Origin of the sequence: Vibrio gallaecicus, assembly GCF_024347495.1 — a bacterium.
Lineage (GTDB): Bacteria > Pseudomonadota > Gammaproteobacteria > Enterobacterales > Vibrionaceae > Vibrio > Vibrio gallaecicus.
In genome coordinates, this window is record NZ_AP025491.1 from 319,104 (window position 1) to 336,634 (window position 17,531).

Here is a 17,531-nt window from a genome sequence, read left to right on the forward strand (position 1 = left end):
GGTTACAATTTCGTATTTGCTGAGTCCCCAGAATCTTGAAGTGTTTTGTCTAAGTTAGGGCACAGTTTTATGAACGATTTTTTAAATTGATTAAGATGGAATGATCGTTTTCATATTTTGGAAATGTATTAAATAATAATGGGAATTTGAAAAGCGAATGTGGCACCTCCAATTGGACTCATATCCACGTGGTGGACCATTTCAATTAAGTGAGCAGATTCATTCACTTGATATCCTAGAATCTCTGCTTGTTCAAACAAGCCCTCAATTGCAGCCAAGTAGGCTATATCAGACACTAAATAGACCTCACAGCAGAGATAATAGCCTTCAGGAATGAAGTAGTCGTAATGCTCACTATCCACTTGCCAGTCCCCAACAGTAAAAGAAATATCTTTCCACTTTCGTTCTAATTCTGAGATTGGTGCTGTACTCATTAGCCGAGTACTTTTCTCACCAAGAGTTTCAAACACGTCATCCCAGTCAAAGTTAGGTATATCTTTAACTTTCATACCTCTCGCGGGGTACCATACCAGTTCGGTTGGCATTTCTTGAGCTAGCTGTTTTTCAATGGACTGATTAGAACCTGGGTGTGACAATTTATCTAATAGTTGAGCCATATCTGCTGACGTGCCTGATACTACGAACTGATGAAGACTTTTCGCCGTCATCCCTAATTCTCGTTTTAAAACCTTTGCCATCGCTTGAGATGAGGAATATCCGCATTCGTGAGCAATATCCGTAATTTTTAATGGCGTCTCTGAAGAAAGTAGTGACACGGCATATTGCAAGCGCACCCGACCTAAATACTGCCCCGGTGTTTCCCCAAATAACTGACTAAACTGCCTGTGAAAGTGATAGGGCGAAATGGCACTTTCTTGTGCGATTTGCTCCCATGACAAACTCTCTGCTAATGAGTTATGCATCATGAACAATGCCATCTCAAATCGCTTTTTATGGTGTGCAGGTAAAGTCTCAAGTAGCGTCATTTCTGGTACTAACACATAAGGCTGTTTATTTGCTGGATCAGTCATAGGGAATGTGAATGAGTATGGGTAACTTTCACTATGACGATTCGCCTTTTTAAATGCAACTTATCCGATTGGATTTACCTTATGCGGTTGGCTTAATTTGGAGGTCGACCTGATTCACTAAATCAGACTCCACTTTTCCATGGGACTGTTTACTGCTGATCCCCAGTAAAACAGGGATCAAAATCAGAGTGACGGTGGTAGCAAATAACTCACCAAAAACCAATGAAACAGCAGCAGGCTTTAGGTATTGGGCTTGTTCAGCACTTTCACTTAATAATGGGAGCAAGCCACAAACGGTGGTAATTGTGGTCAGGAAAATAGCTCTCATCCTACTTGTACCAGCCGTAATTAAGGCTTGATTAAGAGGTACACCATTTCTGAATTCAGAATTAAAACGCGTGATCAAAACAAGGGAGTCGTTAATGACAATTCCCGTCATTGCCATCATGCCGAACATAGACAAAATACTGATAGGTAAATCCATCAAGTAATGCCCAAAGATAGCTCCGGAAAATCCAAAGGGGATCACTGCCATAATAATCAAAGGTTGCCAGTAAGATTTCAATGGAATTGCTAATAAAATGTAGACCAGTAAGAGCGTTAAAATCATTGCGGACTGAAAGCCTTGTTGGACTTCACCCATTTCTTCAAATTCTCCTCCTGCTTTGATGCTCACATCTGGGTAACGTTTATGAAGAGTATCGATAGACTGATTTAAGAGGGCCATCGTTGCTTCTGGTGATTGTACTGCTCGGTTTTGATTCCAATAGACATTGACTACTTGTTCGCGATTGCGGCGGTACAACACCTCAGGTACTCGTTCTACGGTAAAGGTGGCAATTTCACTTAAAGGAAGTGTTTGCCCACTTGGTAGCATGATAGGAGTGTATCGAAGCTGAGTTTGCGTCATACGTTCACTTTGCGGGTATCGAACAATAACTTTTGTTTCCTGCCCTTGTTCTAATAAACGATGGATCTCTCTTTGCCCAAAAGCATCCCCTGCTAGTTGAGCTATCTTGTCTTGAGTGAGCCCTAATTGGCGACCATAAGAATTGAGGGTAATGCGAACTTGCTCTTGCCCGCCTTTGCCGTCATTAAATACATCTGTCACACCGGGTAAGCCGTCTAACTGGGTTCCCACTTCTTGAGCGACTCGTTTAGCGAGCTCTCGGTCTGTGGCGGAAACGGAAATGAAAGTGCCACCTGCTGGCTCTTCAGCAGCGGTAAATTGAGATGAATAGGCACCTTCAATCGACCCTGTAAGTGAACGCCATTCATTGGTTAAATGATTACTGGGTAGAGTAGACAGCGCTTCACTGCTCAGTTCGGCTGTCACTTCTATTTCGCCGTAACCATCAGACCAGGCGAGTAAATTAACAAGCGGATCATCAGTGAGTGCGAATTCTTGTTGAAGGGTTTGATTGAGTTGTAAAGCGGTTCGCTCTAGTTTATCTAGTGCTTTTTCTTGTAAAGGCAAAGGCGCACCGTCTTCTAATGTTACTTTTGCAGTGATATAGCGCCCTGGTATTTCAGGGAATATAGCACTACGAATGGTGCCACTCGCCCACATACCATAAGCCAAGATGAAAAATGCACTGAACCCGAGTAACGACGCGCATTTATTGTGTAGAGAATATTGTAATACCGGACGATAGTAATGCTGAGTGATATGAGCAAGACCTGCTTGAGCACCGTTTTGTACGCGAGAAATAATCCCTGTTTTGTCCTTTTGTGTGTTTTTCGTTTTCATTTCGGCAAGATGAGAAGGCAAGATAAATTTACTTTCTATCAATGAGAAAAACAGAGCAAAAATAACCACGGCAGAAAACCCAGCCAGTATTTTAGCGAAGTCATTGTTAATCCAGAGCATAGGTGAGAAAGCCGCGATTGTAGTGAGCACACCAAATACTGTGGCGACAGACACTGATTTTACGCCTTTCCATGCGGCTTCTCTTGAATTGGAAGTTTTTCCACGCTCAGAATGAATCGCTTCTCCAACTACAACTGCATCGTCCACTAAAATTCCTAGCACCAGAATAAAGCCAAATAAAGTGATGTCGTTGACGCTATAGTCCATTAAATTCATGGCACTGAGAGTTCCGCATAAAGCGATGGGAATACCGGCTGCTACCCAAAAAGCCAGTTTTATTTCCAGAAAGATCCCCAGTAATAGCATGACAATAAGTAGTCCTTGCCACGCATTGTCACCTAAGCGATAAAGCTGATCTTCGATATAAGGTGCCATATTAGCCATAGTTGAAAGGGATACGTCATCAGGCAGGCGCTCGCGTTCTTTTTGTAGCACTTCTTTGATTGCACCACTCACCTGAATTAGGTTGTCCGTTTGTCGAGTGCTAACCAGAAGCGCGATGGCGGATTCACCATTATTGCGAACGATGGAACCACTGTCTTGATAGTCTCTCGTGAGCGTGGCTATTTCCCCAAGTCGAATTGAGCCTGATGGTGTAGACAGTATTTCGAGAGCACTTAGTTTTTGTAAGTCATCAGCATACCCATCACCTCGAATAATCATTCGTCCCTTAACACTTTTCAGTTCACCTGCCCTTGTTTCTAAAGAGGATTGTTCAATTATCGAAGAAAGGGACGAAAGGTTTAGCTTAAGGCTCCTGAGTTTCTCAATGTCAGGTTCTATCACTACTATTGGATCTCGGCTTCCCCAGTTAGAAACTTTGGATATGTTAGGGTGCTTCTTTAAAGCTTGAGCTACCTGCCTGGCTATGGGTTGTAGCTGGCTATCTGTTCTAGGGGCAGACACAATCACGAAAGAGGCTAGGTTGGTAAATTCATCACGAGTGACTTGGGGTTTCTCCGCTTGAACCGGAAAACCACTTATCGTATTGACTTGGCTTTTTACATCTTCTAGTAACCTATCGAGATCGGTTTCTGTTGTTTTGCGAACGCGTATTGTTGAGAGTCCAGTAACCGATGTGCTGGTAATTTGTTTGATTCCAGCAATGCCACTGATTGATTCCTCAACACGCTGAGTGATGCTTTCATCAATTTGTTTAGCACTTCCCCCCGGGTAAGCAACATGAATAACCAAGCTAGACGGGGCAATTTGTGGGAAAGACTCAACGCGTAATTGACCAAATGCTAATATGCCACTGGCTACGATGGAGACCATTAATAAATTGGCCGCAACAGGATTATGAATAAACCATTTTGTTAACCAATTCATTGTGATACCTCCGTGATGTGAGCGTCTGAGGATGCAATTTTAGGAGCGGCTTCAGGAACAATTTGAGGAATAGATTCAGGGGGTGTTTCAAGGGCAGGTTCAGGGGAAACTTGAGTACCTGAAATCATGGACAGTAATGGATAAGCAACGACCTTCCTTGGGAGATCTGGCGAGTGATTGAAAATCACATAAGCCGAGTTAATGCTCTCTTCTAATATTTGGATGCTTTCAATTCGCAGTTTATCCTCAATGTCGACTGTCCATATATGACCATCTCTTGTTAAGGCGCTTAAAGGCACTTCCATCACTGCTTTACGCATAGCTAATGTGACTGCGATATCTAACTGCTGATTAGGTAAAATCCTTGGCGTGGTCTGATATGGGTTATCGACTGTGAGCACCACTTGCCTTTGGCGAGTGGTATTGTCCACCTGTGGTTCGATATATCTAACCGTGGCAGGGTGTGCTTTCTGCTGTTTATCAATTACTTGAATTTTAGGGGCTTTTAACGCTGCTGAGATGATGTTCCATTGCGGTTCAGGGATGGGAACGTGAATATCTAAACTGTCACTTGATGCTAGAGTAAATAAAATATCCCCGGTTTCTAATTGCTGTTCTGGGCTAATGGTTCTGCTTAATATGACTGCATTAAAAGGCGCTTTGATCGTGGCATCATTTAGGTGCTGTCGAGCACTAATAACTGCTTGTTTGGCTTGTTTTAATTCCGATTTCGCGGCAGCAATTTGCGGCTCTCTACGAGCATACGCAGAGCTATTTTTGTTTGATAACATTTTCAGAGCGACAGTTTGTTCGTGTTGTTCACGTTGTAAATTAAGAGCTGCCTGTTTCATTAAAGTCTCTGTTTGCGCGAGTTGTGATACAAGGTGGGTTGTATCTAGCTTAGCTAACACTTCCCCTTTATCTACGATTGCTCCAGGTTCTGTGTTGTTCTTTAACCAAGCTAATCTTGCGCTGCTAGGGGCTTTTATCTCAACCGACCAACGAGCTTCACTTATTCCAATAAGAGTAAGTTCTGGCTGGTGGGATTCTGGTGATACCAATACAACGCTTACGGGCTGTTTTTCCTTTTTCTGAATGACAGGTTTAGTTGGCTCAGGTTCGAGCATATCTACTACACTAAGCGCGCACACAATCAGAATAAGACTTAACGCAATAGGGATGATTTGTTTTATTTTCATTGGTTAGACTCCGATTTAAATTCATTTCTATTGGTTTGAGTGTGAAGAGGTGACCTATCTTTGAGATCTGAGCCATTTTCAAAATCTGACCTACTTTCAAGATATGGCTTTCTTTCCATGCATGATTTCTTATCAGGGCAAGAGCTAATCTGACATTGTTGATTAAGACGTTGGCTGATATCAGTTAAGCGCGAAAGTGTTTGGAGCGTTATGGGTAATAGAATCGCAGCTTCAAGAAATTCCAAAGAGTAGGTCACAGCAGAGAAGAGTTGTCCTGCGGTTGGTTGTATCAATTGAGTCGATAACCAAAGGTTGGTAATCACGAAGCTAAAGAGAACAAAGAATATCAAGCCATAAACAATGGCTTCAGCATCAGAAATCAGCACTTCTCGGCGCTTAATTCGCTCTAAATGGCGTCGAATACTACGAAAAGGCACACGAGATAATATGGAAACTTGTTGTTCTATTCGATGATTTAAAGAGCGATTTAGCCGGGTGAAATATGGGTGAAACTGAGAATAAATCACAAGCATTGTGATACCCGCAATGATGGCGCTGATCCCAAGGCTGATATGAAAGGAGCTGAGAATAATAATTGAAGCAGTGAGTTGAATGCCTGCAGTCATAAGCGGCGGTACATCATTTTCAAGAAAATCGACCAGCTCTCTAGACATGTCCAACCTAGCATTTCGAATAGACACGCTATTGCTGGGCGGTAACTGATTACGCATTTTAATATCGACAGCTTCACCAATGATTACCCGAATTCGGCCGTAAATACGTGTGTCGTAAAAGCGACGAATAACGGAGACTACAATGAGTGATACGATCAATGCAGAGAGCCAATAAAGATCAGAGAACTCACCCTTAACAAGATCATCAATGGCAAATCCGATGAAGAGGGGAAGCAGCACCATGAATAGGTTTTCAAGTGCGACCAGAAACCAGGTAATTGCCACCTTGGATTTGTTTTGCTTCAGGATTGACCTGACTGTGAAGTGTGAAAGGTCCGGCAAAATAAAGACTCCATTTATCGATTGGAGATCAGTATTTACTATGTGAATAACAAAAAAGTGTCTCAGGTTGCTGAAATGACTTTAACCACCTTCATTAACTCTCTCATTTGTGCCCGCACTAGAGTAACTGCCTATACGTTCAATCAGTTTATGAGTAACGTTTAATCGCTAATCGCTAATCGCTAATCGCTACAGCCAGTCTTTGCATCTAATAAACTTATCATTTGTAAAACTAGCGGGTTCTTTGGTTTATGAAAAAGTAGCGTTACTACAGGTAAGCAGTAACGCACTTTTATATCTCAGTTGCAGAAGAACCTGCTTCTAAGGAAGAGTCTAGTATAGAAGAGCTTTGTATCGAAGAACCGAGTTTGTCTATGCAGGTTGCAAAGCTCGCATCTTCATTATGTAGTGTAATCTAAGGAGCATAAGGGTAGCGGCAATGGTTAACCCGGTCAGGATTCCGACCCAAAAGCCCTTTTCGCCCATTGCTGGAACAATGTAATCGGTCAATCCTAATACCATACCGAGGGGGAGAGCCAATCCCCAGTATGACGCAATCGCTAAAAACATCGGCACTTTGGTGTCTTTATAGCCACGTAATGCGCCATTAGCGGATGTTTGTAAAGCATCACTAAACTGGTACATTGCGGTTAGGGCGAGTAGCGTTGCCGCTGTTGCACTGATAGCTGGATCAGTTGTGTATAGCCTGATTATCCATTCAGGGAATAATAGGAATACCGCCACCGAGAGCGATGAAATAAGCCCTGCGACTAAGATGCCTATTTGGCTGCGTTCAATTGCTCCTAATTCATCTTTTTCACCTAGAGCATGACCAACACGAATGGTAATACCAAATGATATGCTCATTGGGATCACGTAAGTCATGCTTGAAATGTTTAAAGCGATTTGAGCCGCGGCGATATTTTCAGCACCGATTCGACCAATCATAAGTGCAATCACCGAGAAAATACTGCCACAAACCGCAATGTTCATCCCGATAGGTAAACCTAGTTTCAATAGGTGAAGCATTTCTTTCAGTCTTGGTTTTACATCTGAAAAACTGATGATGGTTTTATAATGGTGATGTCCTTTGATATAGGAATATAACATTCCGGACATCAACCAATACACTAAACTTGTTGCCCAACCGCAACCCACAGCCCCCATTTCAGGGAATCCAAATTTACCGTAAATAAGGACATAGTTAACGGGTATATTGACCAGTAAACCAACTACCGAAATAATCATCGGCACTTTGGTATTGTTCATCCCTTCACAAAAGCCGTTTAAGGTATAAAACAGAGCTATACCCGGAACACCAAATGCTAGGGCTAGCGCATAATCACTTGCTATAGGGATGATTTCCGAGGCAACACCAATCCATTCTAATATCGGTTTTGCACTGGCTAAATAGATGATAAGTAGAATACTCGCAATGATGGCTAGCCAAACCATCTGGAAAAATTCAATGGAGATATTATTAAAATCACGGGCACCGCGGTGATAAGCCACAACGGGGGTTAATGCCATGATGATACCGCGTAGCAGCAACAATACCGGGATCCAAAGGCTTGTTCCTAAAGCGATTGCTGCAAGATCAGCAGGGCTTACTTGACCTGCCATAGTGGTATCGACAAAGCCCATAGCTTGGGTGGCAATTTGCGTGAAAATGATCGGAATCGATAGGTGCATCAAAGCACCCGACTCTCGGGTAAAAGAACGAAGTTTAGTTAACATGGAGGCTCTAGACACCAATATAAATGCACCAATGATGGCAGGATAGCGAGTGTACATTTTAGGGTGTGCCCGTTAGGCGGCGACAATATAAACACCTTGTTTGCTAGGGTCAAGTTTTAGAATTATTAGTTCTATTTGCTTCTTATTGTCGTAAATGTGCAATCTATGAGTTTCTAGGAGCGTTATAATTTTCACAAATACCACATTGATGAGAACCCTATGATTCGCCCATCTATAGAAGCAGATATCCGTACCATTTTAGATATTTGGCTTAACGCATCTATTAAGGCGCATGATTTTGCCGCCGCTGATTTTTGGCAATCACAAGTCGATAATATGCGGGATATCTACCTGCCAGCGTCACAGAACTTTGTTTTTGAATTAGACTCAGATGTCGTCGGTTTCTATTCTTTGTACGAAAATACTTTAGCGGCCATCTTTGTATCACCAGAGATCCAAAGGAAAGGGATTGGTAAACAACTAATAGCCCATGCCAAGGCACAAGTTGAAAATGGTAAAACCGACGAAAAAGAAGAACAAAAACTGATATTAAATGTTTATGCTGAGAATGAAGCCAGCTTTAATTTTTACTTATCTCAAGGCTTTGAAGTTGAGAACCAGCATAAGTGCGAGCATACAGGTTGCTTGGAATATACGATGAAATTGAAAAATTAATGAGTATGGTGGTGAAAAGGTAAGTAATAAAAGGAGGGTGTGCTGAGAAGAATTAAGCGTATCTTTCTGTATTCATAGATACTACATTGCTTACTTTTACATTTGCTATCACCAAACAAGGAAGAGCCATTGGATATCGTTAAACTGCTTGAGAAGTCAATGTCAATGGATGAATCCAGTTGGCAAAGGCACTCTAACCCTTGGAGTGTTTATTCCCGGTTTACTCTTTTGCCACTCCTGTCTCTGGCTTTTTGGTCTAGGGATTGGATAGGTGTGTATTCGATTATCCCTATCTTGATGTCATTTCTGTGGGTATGGGTCAACCCTCGTTTATTCAACGCTCCTAAAACCACCAATAATTGGGCTTCCATGGCAACCTTTGGTGAGCGTATTTATTTGAATCGAAATGTAGAAACTATCCCAGAGCATCATGTAAAGCCTATCTTAGTGTTGAAATCTTTAACTGGAATTGGCTTACCTATATTCATTTATGGGTTGTGGGCTTTAGACCTAGGCTTAGTCTTGGTTGGAAACCTGTGGATTATGGTTTTTAAGGCTTGGTTTGTAGATAGGATGGTATGGCTATACCTTGATATGAAAAGTACTAAAGCTGAGTATGAACAGTGGCTTAAACTTTAACTTATAGTTATTAAATTAGTCTTTCTCATTTTATTTCCTTCGTTTCGCTTGACCTTCCCCCTAGGGTAACCTTTACACTCACGCCGTAATTTTAAAGGTTAGTTATGACAAACACACTCCGAACAACTTGGATTACCGTGTTCAGCATTATCGTAATGTTGATGTCTAGCTATACCTCAAGTTCACCGGTAATGATGCTTGATATGATGCCTCCCCAAGCCATGGCTAGTATGATGAGCGATTGCCACCTCCCAGATAGCTTGGATAATTATCAAGCTGGTACTTCTTTTATATCCCAGGCAAAAGATCATCATTCTTCAATGTTAGCTAAGAGTGATCATGCTCATCATGATGCTAATTCTCAAAGCTCAAGTGAAAACAAAGCCAGTCACCATTGTCAGGGAGCCTCTGATACTGTGCATACTTGCTGTATGTCGGTTTGCTCTTCTGTTTCATGGCCACTGAATACTTTCTATGTTCCTTTTGAATTATCCCCTTCGCTAGCACAATACCAACCTTTGGTTATTGGCCATAAAGTCTCGCGTATTCAAACCCTGCTACGCCCACCTTCAGAATCTATCTATATCTAAAAAATAGAGCTACATCAGAGAACTGATCTGATTTAGCCGATCTTTTATGAGCGTTATTTAACGCTAGATATGGACAATCATTGTGATTATACATCCCAAAAATGCAGTGCTTTCTTTGAGCATGAGCATCATGGCGGCTGTTATGCCTGCCATTTTATATTCGAATAGTGCTTTCGCTGGCGAGAACCTTACGGTGTACGAAACTTACAATTCAAATCAGCAACTCAAGATTCTTATTGAGATGGCGTTATCTCATGACGCCAGTAGAAAACAGTACTTTTCTCAATCGCAAGCGATGCGAGAGTCTGGTGTTGCCAGTGCAACCTTGATGGATCCGAAACTGAAAGTAGGTTTTGGAGGGCTGCCTGTTGAGTCATTTAAGTTTGATGAAGACCCAATGACCAATATTTCAGTGGGTTTAATGCAGCAATTCGAACGTGGTTCGACACTGGACTTGAATCGGAAAAAGGCGAATCAGCAAGCCAATGTTGTCGACCATCAAGTTCAAGTTCGTGAATATGAAATTGCAAATAACATGACTCAACTATGGCTAGAACTTGGCTATCTTCAGCATGCTGCGCTTCTCATTACAGAAACCCAAAGTCTGATGGTTGAGATGGAGCAGTATGTTAAAACCAATTATTCAATCGGTAAGAGTGAAGCGCAGGATTTACTGAATACTCAGCTTCAGGTGAATAAGCTTGATGAAAAGTTGCAAGCTAACCAACAAATGCAACAACGAGTGGTTGCACAGCTGTCTGAATGGCTAGGTGACAAATGGTTGGGTGCTAAGCGGTTCGATGACAATCGGTACAATTCATCTTCCTTGAGCCAAGTCAGCTTTGAATTGGATTGGGGACTCTTAGATTCACGCCTGAAAAATAATACCAGTGATACGCAGTTTTACGCGCTGCTCAATCAACACCCTATGGCTCAAATGGCCGATGCCACCATCTCGGCAAATCGCACGAAGGTGGAAGTTGCAGAACAAGCGTTCACGCCACAATTTGGTGTTGAAGTGATGTATGCCTACCGTCAAGCCGACAACATGATGGGCGAGCCTGCTTCTGATTTACTCAGTGCTTACCTGACTATGGATATCCCGTTATTCACCGATAACCGACAAGATAAAACCCTCACCGCTGCTCAATACCAAGTGGGCGCTTCGCAATATCAAAAAGATGCGCTGTTGGCACAAATGAATGCCCAAGTGAATGTTTTGATGAATGATAAAACGAATTTGATGGAGCGGATTGAACGATATCAAGATCGATTAATCCCACAATCTCAGGCGCGTATTGCCGCTGTAGAAAGGGGCTACCAGAATAATACCGCTCAGTTTGGTGATGTGATCACTGCCGCGACAGATGAGCTGGCACTAAAAATTGAACTGACACGCCTCATTACCGATCTGAACCAAACCAATAGCAAACTAGCCTCGTTACTTGGTGGTTTCGAATATCAAGTGTCCAGCCCTTCTGATCTATCCCTAGATCAAGCTCAATATCCAAATCACATTCAATACTCCAATCGCGTTCAATACTCAAATATCACTCGATACTCAAATAGCATTCAAAAGAAGAACGACACTAATAAGGACATCAAATGAGCACATTTAAAACGGCAAGCCTTGCTTTAGTTATTGGTGGGGTTCTGGGCTACGGAGTGAATACCTATTTCACTGGTATGAGTCACGGCATGATAGGGATGTCTCAAAGCAACCAGACACAAAACAAACCGGCAGAAAATGATGAACCGCTGTACTGGGTTGCACCAATGGATCCGAATTACAAGCGCGATAAACCCGGGCAGTCGCCAATGGGAATGGATTTGATCCCGGTATATGCGGAAGACACGAATGGGGAAGATGATAAACCCGGGACGATAAAGATCGATCCTTCGGTAGAAAACAACCTTGGGGTGAAAACCGCTACTGTTTCTAGAGAGGTGCTTTCACCATTGATTGATACGGTTGGCTACATCGCTTTTGATGAAAGCCAACTATGGCAGATCAATGTGCGCATTTCTGGTTGGGTAGAAAAGCTTCATATCAACGCAGTTGGCGAACAGGTAAAAAAAGGAGAAGTTCTGTTTACTCTTTATTCTCCTGAATTAGTTAAGGCGCAAGAAGAGCTAATTAGTGCTTACAAAACTAACCGTAAGGGAATGATTAAAGGGGCGACTGATAGGCTCGCAACTTTAGGAGTCGACCGCGGTCAAATCAAGGCGATTGCGCGTAAAGGAAAAGCCTCACAAACCATTGAGGTCAAAGCGCCCGCAGACGGTGTTATTGCAAGCCTTAATATCCGTGAAGGTGGTTATCTTTCTCCTGCTCAAGCGGTGATCAGCGCGGGACCACTTGATGAAGTTTGGGTCGATGCTGAAGTATTTGAGCGTCAGTCTCACTGGATCAAAAAAGGCAATTTGGCATCAATGACGCTAGATGCATTACCTGATGGAGAGTGGAAGGGAGAGGTGGATTATGTCTATCCGATTCTTGACCCTAAAACTCGAACATTGCGTGTTCGATTACGTTTTTCTAATCCTATGGGTCAACTTAAACCCAATATGTTTGCTAACGTCACCTTAAAGCCGGTGACAAATAATGAAGTATTGACGATACCTCGGTCGTCTGTGATTCGCTCTGGAGGCATCACCAGAGTAGTTATTGCGGAAGGAAATGGAAAGTATCGCTCTGCCCGTATTGAGATTGGACGTGAGGCAGCGAATAACGTTGAGGTATTAAGCGGTTTAAAACAGGGAGACAGCATTGTGACGTCTGCTCACTTCATGCTGGATTCCGAATCTAGCCAGTCTGCAGATCTTTCTCGCATCAACGGAGTTGAAGATCCAATTGACACGGCTTGGGCGAAAGGGGAAATCACTGATGTGATGGCAGGTCACCGAATGCTGACAATTAATCATCAACCTGTTCCTGAGTGGAATTGGCCTGGCATGGTGATGAATTTCAGCGTTGCAGAAGGTGTTGATTTTGAACCATTTAAGCTAGGGCAAACTCTTGAATTTGAAATGCAGAAAGGTGAATCAGGGCAGTATGACATTGTGGATTATAAGCCGCTATCTAGGTCACAGACCGGTAAACCTCAAGCCATAAACGAAGTTTGGATAAACGGTGAAATCAGCATGCTGATGGCTGATTTTGGGATGATCACGTTAAACCACCAAGCGGTTTCTGAATGGGATTGGACATCTGGAGAGATGAATTTCTCGGTCGGAGATGCAGTTAAGTTATCTGACTTTCAAGAGGGGCAAAAGGTTCGCTTTTTAGTTGAAAAGCAAGGTTCAGAGTTCTCTTTGAAAATGCTAGAGCTTAAATCTCTAGAGACTATTGATAATAAAAAAGGTACAGCGAGCAAAAAAGCTATTACCACATTACAACTAGGCGAGGTGGACAATGATTAATGCCATTATTCGCTGGTCTATTGGAAATCGATTTTTAGTCATCATTGCGACAATAGCCATTGTTTTTGGTGGCTTGTATAGCGTTAAAAATACACCTGTCGATGCTATTCCTGATCTCTCTGATGTTCAGGTAATCATAAAAACGAGTTATCCGGGGCAAGCGCCACAGGTCGTTGAAGATCAAGTGACCTACCCATTAACGACAGCGATGCTAGCTGTACCAGGTGCAGAAACCGTGCGTGGTTATTCGTTTTTTGGTGATTCGTATGTCTACATTATTTTTGATGATGATACCGATATGTACTGGGCAAGATCTCGCGTTTTAGAGTATCTAAGCCAAGTAGCACCCAAGCTCCCTTCTAATGCTAAACCTACATTAGGTCCTGATGCGACTGGTGTGGGGTGGGTATACAGCTATGTGTTGCAAGATAAAACAGGCAAACATGATTTAGCTGAACTTCGTAGCTTACAAGATTGGTTCTTAAAGTATGAACTGCAAACGGTCGCGGGCGTATCGGAAGTTGCGACGGTGGGTGGCATGGTTAAGCAGTACCAAGTGCAAATCGACCCCGCTAAATTACGTGCTTATGACTTAACACTTCAGCAAGTTAACAGCGCAATTAAAAACGGTAATCAGGAAACAGGCGCTTCGGTAGTGGAAATTGCTGAGGCTGAACACATGGTTCGCACTACCGGTTATCTGACCAGCATTGAAGACATTCAATCCTTACCACTGAAAGTAACGGAGAAAGGAACACCACTTTTATTAGGGGACATCGCAGACATTAATCTTGGACCACAAATGCGCAGAGGAATCTCTGAACTTAATGGCGAAGGTGAAGCCGTAGGTGGTGTAATTGTGATGCGATTTGGTGAGAACGCTAGTGAGGTGATTGATTCCGTCAAAACCAAACTAGCAGAGCTGCAACGCGGCTTACCTGAAGGTGTAGAAATTGTCGCAACTTACGATCGTTCAACCCTGATTGATTCTGCAGTCGAAAATCTTTGGAAAAAACTGGCAGAAGAGTTCATCGTCGTTGCCATCGTGTGCGCACTTTTCTTGTTCCATATTCGTTCTTCTATGGTTATTGCTCTGAGCTTACCTGTCGGTATTTTAGGGGCATTCATTGTTATGCATTGGCAAGGAATTAACGCCAATATTATGTCTCTTGGTGGTATTGCGATTGCGATTGGAGCCATGGTCGATGGTGCGATAGTCATGATAGAGAATGTGCATAAGCATATCGAAAGGACACCGCTAACAGATAAAAACCGTTGGCAAGTGATTGGTAAAGCAGCAGAAGAAGTGGGAGCACCTTTGTTCTTCTCTCTGATAATCATCACATTAAGCTTTGTTCCTGTATTTGCCTTAGAAGGGCAAGAAGGCAAGATGTTTTCACCGCTTGCGTTTACTAAGACGTATGCAATGGCTGCATCTGCAGGTTTGGCGATTACGCTTGTGCCAGTTCTCATGGGCTATTTCATCCGAGGAAAAGTACTTCCAGAGCATAAAAACCCGGTAAACCGTGGTTTAGTGGCACTGTACAAACCACTGTTGAACTTAAGCTTGAAGTACCCAAAAGTGATGATTGTATTAGCAATTGGGCTAATGGCTTCAGCGTATTATCCAGTAAGTAAGCTTGGCAGTGAATTCATCCCACCATTGGATGAAGGCGATCTTATGTATATGCCAACCACATACCCAGGGATCTCTATTGGTAAGGCGCGAGAACTCCTGCAACAAACGAATAAGCTGATTATGACTGTGCCGGAGGTTGAAACTGCATGGGGAAAAATTGGCAGGGCTGAAACTGCAACCGATCCTGCGCCTTTGACCATGATTGAAACCGTTATTCAGTTCAAGCCGCGTGAACAATGGCGTGAAGGCGTGACGGCTGAATCATTGCGTAAAGAGTTTGATGAACTTATTCAATTCCCTGGGCTAACCAATGCGTGGGTAATGCCGATAAAAACACGTATCGATATGTTGGCTACGGGTATTAAAACCCCGATTGGTATCAAGATAGCCGGTCCTGATTTAACAGTTATCGAAGGTATTGGGGCTCAAATTGAACCAATCCTTAACAATGTGACGGGAACGGCTTCTGTTTATGCTGAGCGAGTCGCTGGTGGGCGTTACGTCACCATCGATATCAAGAGACGTTCAGCAGCTCGTTATGGTCTGAATATTCAAGATGTCCAGCAAGTCATCTCTACAGCAGTGGGCGGTATGAATGTGGGTGAAACTGTGGAAGGCTTAGAACGCTACCCAATCAATGTTCGTTACCCGCAAGATTACCGTGACTCAGTCGTTAAACTGCAAAACTTACCTTTGGTGACTCCCAATGGTGCACGAATCGCGTTGGCTGATGTGGCGGACATTCGCTATGAAGACGGGCCTCCAATGATCAAGACTGAAAATGCTCGACCGAATGGTTGGGTATTTGTCGACATTGATGGACGTGATTTGGGGTCTTACGTGGTAGAAGCGCAGAAGGCAGTGGCGGATCAATTGGAGCTTCCAGCTGGCTACTCTCTGGTGTGGTCCGGTCAATATGAATATATGGAACGCGCAAAAGAACGCTTGAGTGTGGTCGTGCCTATTACTGTTGCCATCATTATGCTGCTGCTTTATCTGAGTTTTCGTCGAGTGGGAGAAGTCATGATCATCATGCTCACTTTGCCACTCGCGATGGTCGGTGGTTTGTGGTTGATGCATTTATTGAACTTCAATTTTTCAATCGCAGTTGGGGTTGGTTTTATTGCGCTTGCTGGAGTGGCTGTTGAAATCGGTGTCATCATGCTGGTCTATCTCAACCAAGCTTGGCATTACAAAAAACTTGATGCTGCTGAGTCACAAACAAGGCTTGAACAAGGCGATCTAATTGATGCCATTCGCGAAGGCGCTGGTCTACGAGTTCGCCCTGTGATGATGACAGTTCTGACGGTGATTATTGGGTTGATTCCCATTATGTACGGTGAAGGTACAGGCTCAGAAGTCATGCAACGAATCGCTGCGCCAATGATCGGCGGTATGGCTTCGGCATTAATACTCACGCTGCTGGTGCTACCCGCACTATTCATGCTCTGGAAACAGCGAGAAATGAGCGGCTCTCACGACATCGAAGATACATCAACAGTATCGAAGGTAATTCAATAATCGAAGTCGATTTAATCACAAAACCAGTTCAATCACTGGCCAAGAGTCATTGAACCAAACAAATTTGAATATACAGCCCTTGAGCATGGCACTGTTTTAAAACTGTGTTCAGGGCATTATAAATAACTAAGGAAGTACCATGAACAAAACACTTATTGCTATAGCCCTAACATTTGTGACCTCAACAGCCTTTGCTGAAATGAACCACGCGAATATGGACCATAGCAATGTAGATCAAAGCGATATGGATCATTCGACTATGGAAATGGGGAAAATGGATCATTCCAATATGATGATGGACCACTCTAATATGATGAACATGGAAGGAATGTCTGAGGTAGGAATGCCCGCAAAAGGCGCAAAACCCGATAAAGTCGTCCATGTGATATTAAGCGATGATATGAAAATTACCTTTAAGAAAGAGGTAAATATTGAACCCAATGATGTGGTGCAATTCGTTGTAATGAATACAGGTAAGATTGACCATGAGTTTTCGATTGGATCGATGAAAGAGCAGATAATGCATCGCGAGATGATGAAAAGTATGGGAAATCATGAGCATGATTCTGGAAGTACAGTGACAGTCAAACCGGGTAAAGCAAAGCAGATGCTTTGGCACTTCCATGGGGATAAAAATGTTGAGTTTGCTTGTAACATTCCAGGGCATGCAGAAGCAGGAATGGTAAAGAAAATCGTTATTTAGCCTGTATCGATGCTTAGCCAGATCGCAAGCTAGCTAGATAAAAAGCTAACGATTTTTAACCGAGACTTAAACCAAGAGCCTCTAATTCGTTAGGGGCTTTGTAGTTCAGTAGAGTATATTTTCAGTATTTTGCGTCTTTTATTAGCGATTTTCGTCTAG

12 protein-coding genes are annotated in these 17,531 nt (G+C 42.9%); 7 read left to right on the plus strand and 5 right to left on the minus strand.

Annotated elements, in window-relative coordinates; genetic code table 11:
* Nucleotides 1–128: 128 nt before the first annotated feature.
* The 5 genes from OCU78_RS16005 to OCU78_RS16025 form a co-directional block, all read right to left on the minus strand.
* Nucleotides 129–1,031: a helix-turn-helix transcriptional regulator gene (locus tag OCU78_RS16005; RefSeq protein ID WP_137372219.1), complete on the minus strand. Its 903-nt coding sequence runs from the start codon at nt 1,029–1,031 to the stop codon at nt 129–131.
* Between the two features lie 79 nt (nt 1,032–1,110).
* A complete protein-coding gene (locus OCU78_RS16010; protein WP_137372220.1) occupies nt 1,111–4,230 on the minus strand; it encodes an efflux RND transporter permease subunit in 3,120 nt (1,039 codons plus the stop codon).
* The gene (locus OCU78_RS16015; RefSeq protein ID WP_137372221.1) at nt 4,227–5,429 is read right to left on the minus strand and encodes an efflux RND transporter periplasmic adaptor subunit; all 1,203 of its coding nucleotides are present in this window, start codon (nt 5,427–5,429) and stop codon (nt 4,227–4,229) included. The genes OCU78_RS16010 and OCU78_RS16015 overlap by 4 nt, the downstream gene beginning before the upstream one ends.
* Nucleotides 5,426–6,445 carry an ABC transporter six-transmembrane domain-containing protein gene (locus tag OCU78_RS16020; protein ID WP_137372222.1) on the minus strand — a complete coding sequence of 340 codons (1,020 nt, stop codon included), beginning with the start codon at nt 6,443–6,445 and terminating at the stop codon, nt 5,426–5,428. The genes OCU78_RS16015 and OCU78_RS16020 overlap by 4 nt, the downstream gene beginning before the upstream one ends.
* Nucleotides 6,446–6,817: 372 nt before the next feature.
* Nucleotides 6,818–8,182 carry an MATE family efflux transporter gene (locus tag OCU78_RS16025; protein ID WP_137372223.1) on the minus strand — a complete coding sequence of 455 codons (1,365 nt, stop codon included), beginning with the start codon at nt 8,180–8,182 and terminating at the stop codon, nt 6,818–6,820.
* A 219-nt stretch (nt 8,183–8,401) separates the two neighbouring features.
* On the opposite strand from OCU78_RS16025, the gene OCU78_RS16030 reads away from it, so the two are divergent.
* From OCU78_RS16030 to copI, 7 genes are all read left to right on the plus strand, one after another.
* Nucleotides 8,402–8,857, plus strand: a complete 456-nt coding sequence (locus tag OCU78_RS16030) for a GNAT family N-acetyltransferase (protein ID WP_137372224.1) — start codon at nt 8,402–8,404, stop codon at nt 8,855–8,857.
* Between the two features lie 129 nt (nt 8,858–8,986).
* The gene (locus OCU78_RS16035; RefSeq protein WP_137372225.1) at nt 8,987–9,496 is read left to right on the plus strand and encodes a DUF6653 family protein; all 510 of its coding nucleotides are present in this window, start codon (nt 8,987–8,989) and stop codon (nt 9,494–9,496) included.
* Nucleotides 9,497–9,600: 104 nt separating this feature from the next.
* Nucleotides 9,601–10,086, plus strand: a complete 486-nt coding sequence (locus tag OCU78_RS16040; RefSeq protein ID WP_137372226.1) for a hypothetical protein — start codon at nt 9,601–9,603, stop codon at nt 10,084–10,086.
* An 88-nt stretch (nt 10,087–10,174) separates the two neighbouring features.
* Complete coding sequence (locus tag OCU78_RS16045; protein WP_137372289.1) at nt 10,175–11,695, plus strand: TolC family protein; 1,521 nt, start codon at nt 10,175–10,177, stop codon at nt 11,693–11,695.
* On the plus strand, nt 11,692–13,509 hold the full coding sequence (locus OCU78_RS16050; protein ID WP_137372227.1) for an efflux RND transporter periplasmic adaptor subunit: 1,818 nt from the start codon (nt 11,692–11,694) through the stop codon (nt 13,507–13,509). The genes OCU78_RS16045 and OCU78_RS16050 overlap by 4 nt, the downstream gene beginning before the upstream one ends.
* Nucleotides 13,502–16,669, plus strand: a complete 3,168-nt coding sequence (locus OCU78_RS16055) for an efflux RND transporter permease subunit (RefSeq protein WP_137372228.1) — start codon at nt 13,502–13,504, stop codon at nt 16,667–16,669. Before OCU78_RS16050 ends, OCU78_RS16055 begins: the two co-directional genes overlap by 8 nt.
* A 139-nt stretch (nt 16,670–16,808) precedes the next feature.
* Nucleotides 16,809–17,372: a copper-resistant cuproprotein CopI gene (gene copI / locus OCU78_RS16060; RefSeq protein ID WP_137372229.1), complete on the plus strand. Its 564-nt coding sequence runs from the start codon at nt 16,809–16,811 to the stop codon at nt 17,370–17,372.
* Nucleotides 17,373–17,531: the final 159 nt, after the last annotated feature.

Coding starts and splice junctions, on each gene's coding strand:
- OCU78_RS16010 (WP_137372220.1), bottom strand. CDS start 4,230: ATGAATTGGTTAACAAAATGGTTTATTCATAATCCTGTTGCGGCCAAT.
- OCU78_RS16015 (WP_137372221.1), bottom strand. CDS start 5,429: ATGAAAATAAAACAAATCATCCCTATTGCGTTAAGTCTTATTCTGATT.
- OCU78_RS16005 (WP_137372219.1), bottom strand. CDS start 1,031: ATGACTGATCCAGCAAATAAACAGCCTTATGTGTTAGTACCAGAAATG.
- OCU78_RS16040 (WP_137372226.1), top strand. CDS start 9,601: ATGACAAACACACTCCGAACAACTTGGATTACCGTGTTCAGCATTATC.
- OCU78_RS16030 (WP_137372224.1), top strand. CDS start 8,402: ATGATTCGCCCATCTATAGAAGCAGATATCCGTACCATTTTAGATATT.
- OCU78_RS16055 (WP_137372228.1), top strand. CDS start 13,502: ATGATTAATGCCATTATTCGCTGGTCTATTGGAAATCGATTTTTAGTC.
- OCU78_RS16050 (WP_137372227.1), top strand. CDS start 11,692: ATGAGCACATTTAAAACGGCAAGCCTTGCTTTAGTTATTGGTGGGGTT.
- copI (WP_137372229.1), top strand. CDS start 16,809: ATGAACAAAACACTTATTGCTATAGCCCTAACATTTGTGACCTCAACA.
- OCU78_RS16025 (WP_137372223.1), bottom strand. CDS start 8,182: ATGTTAACTAAACTTCGTTCTTTTACCCGAGAGTCGGGTGCTTTGATG.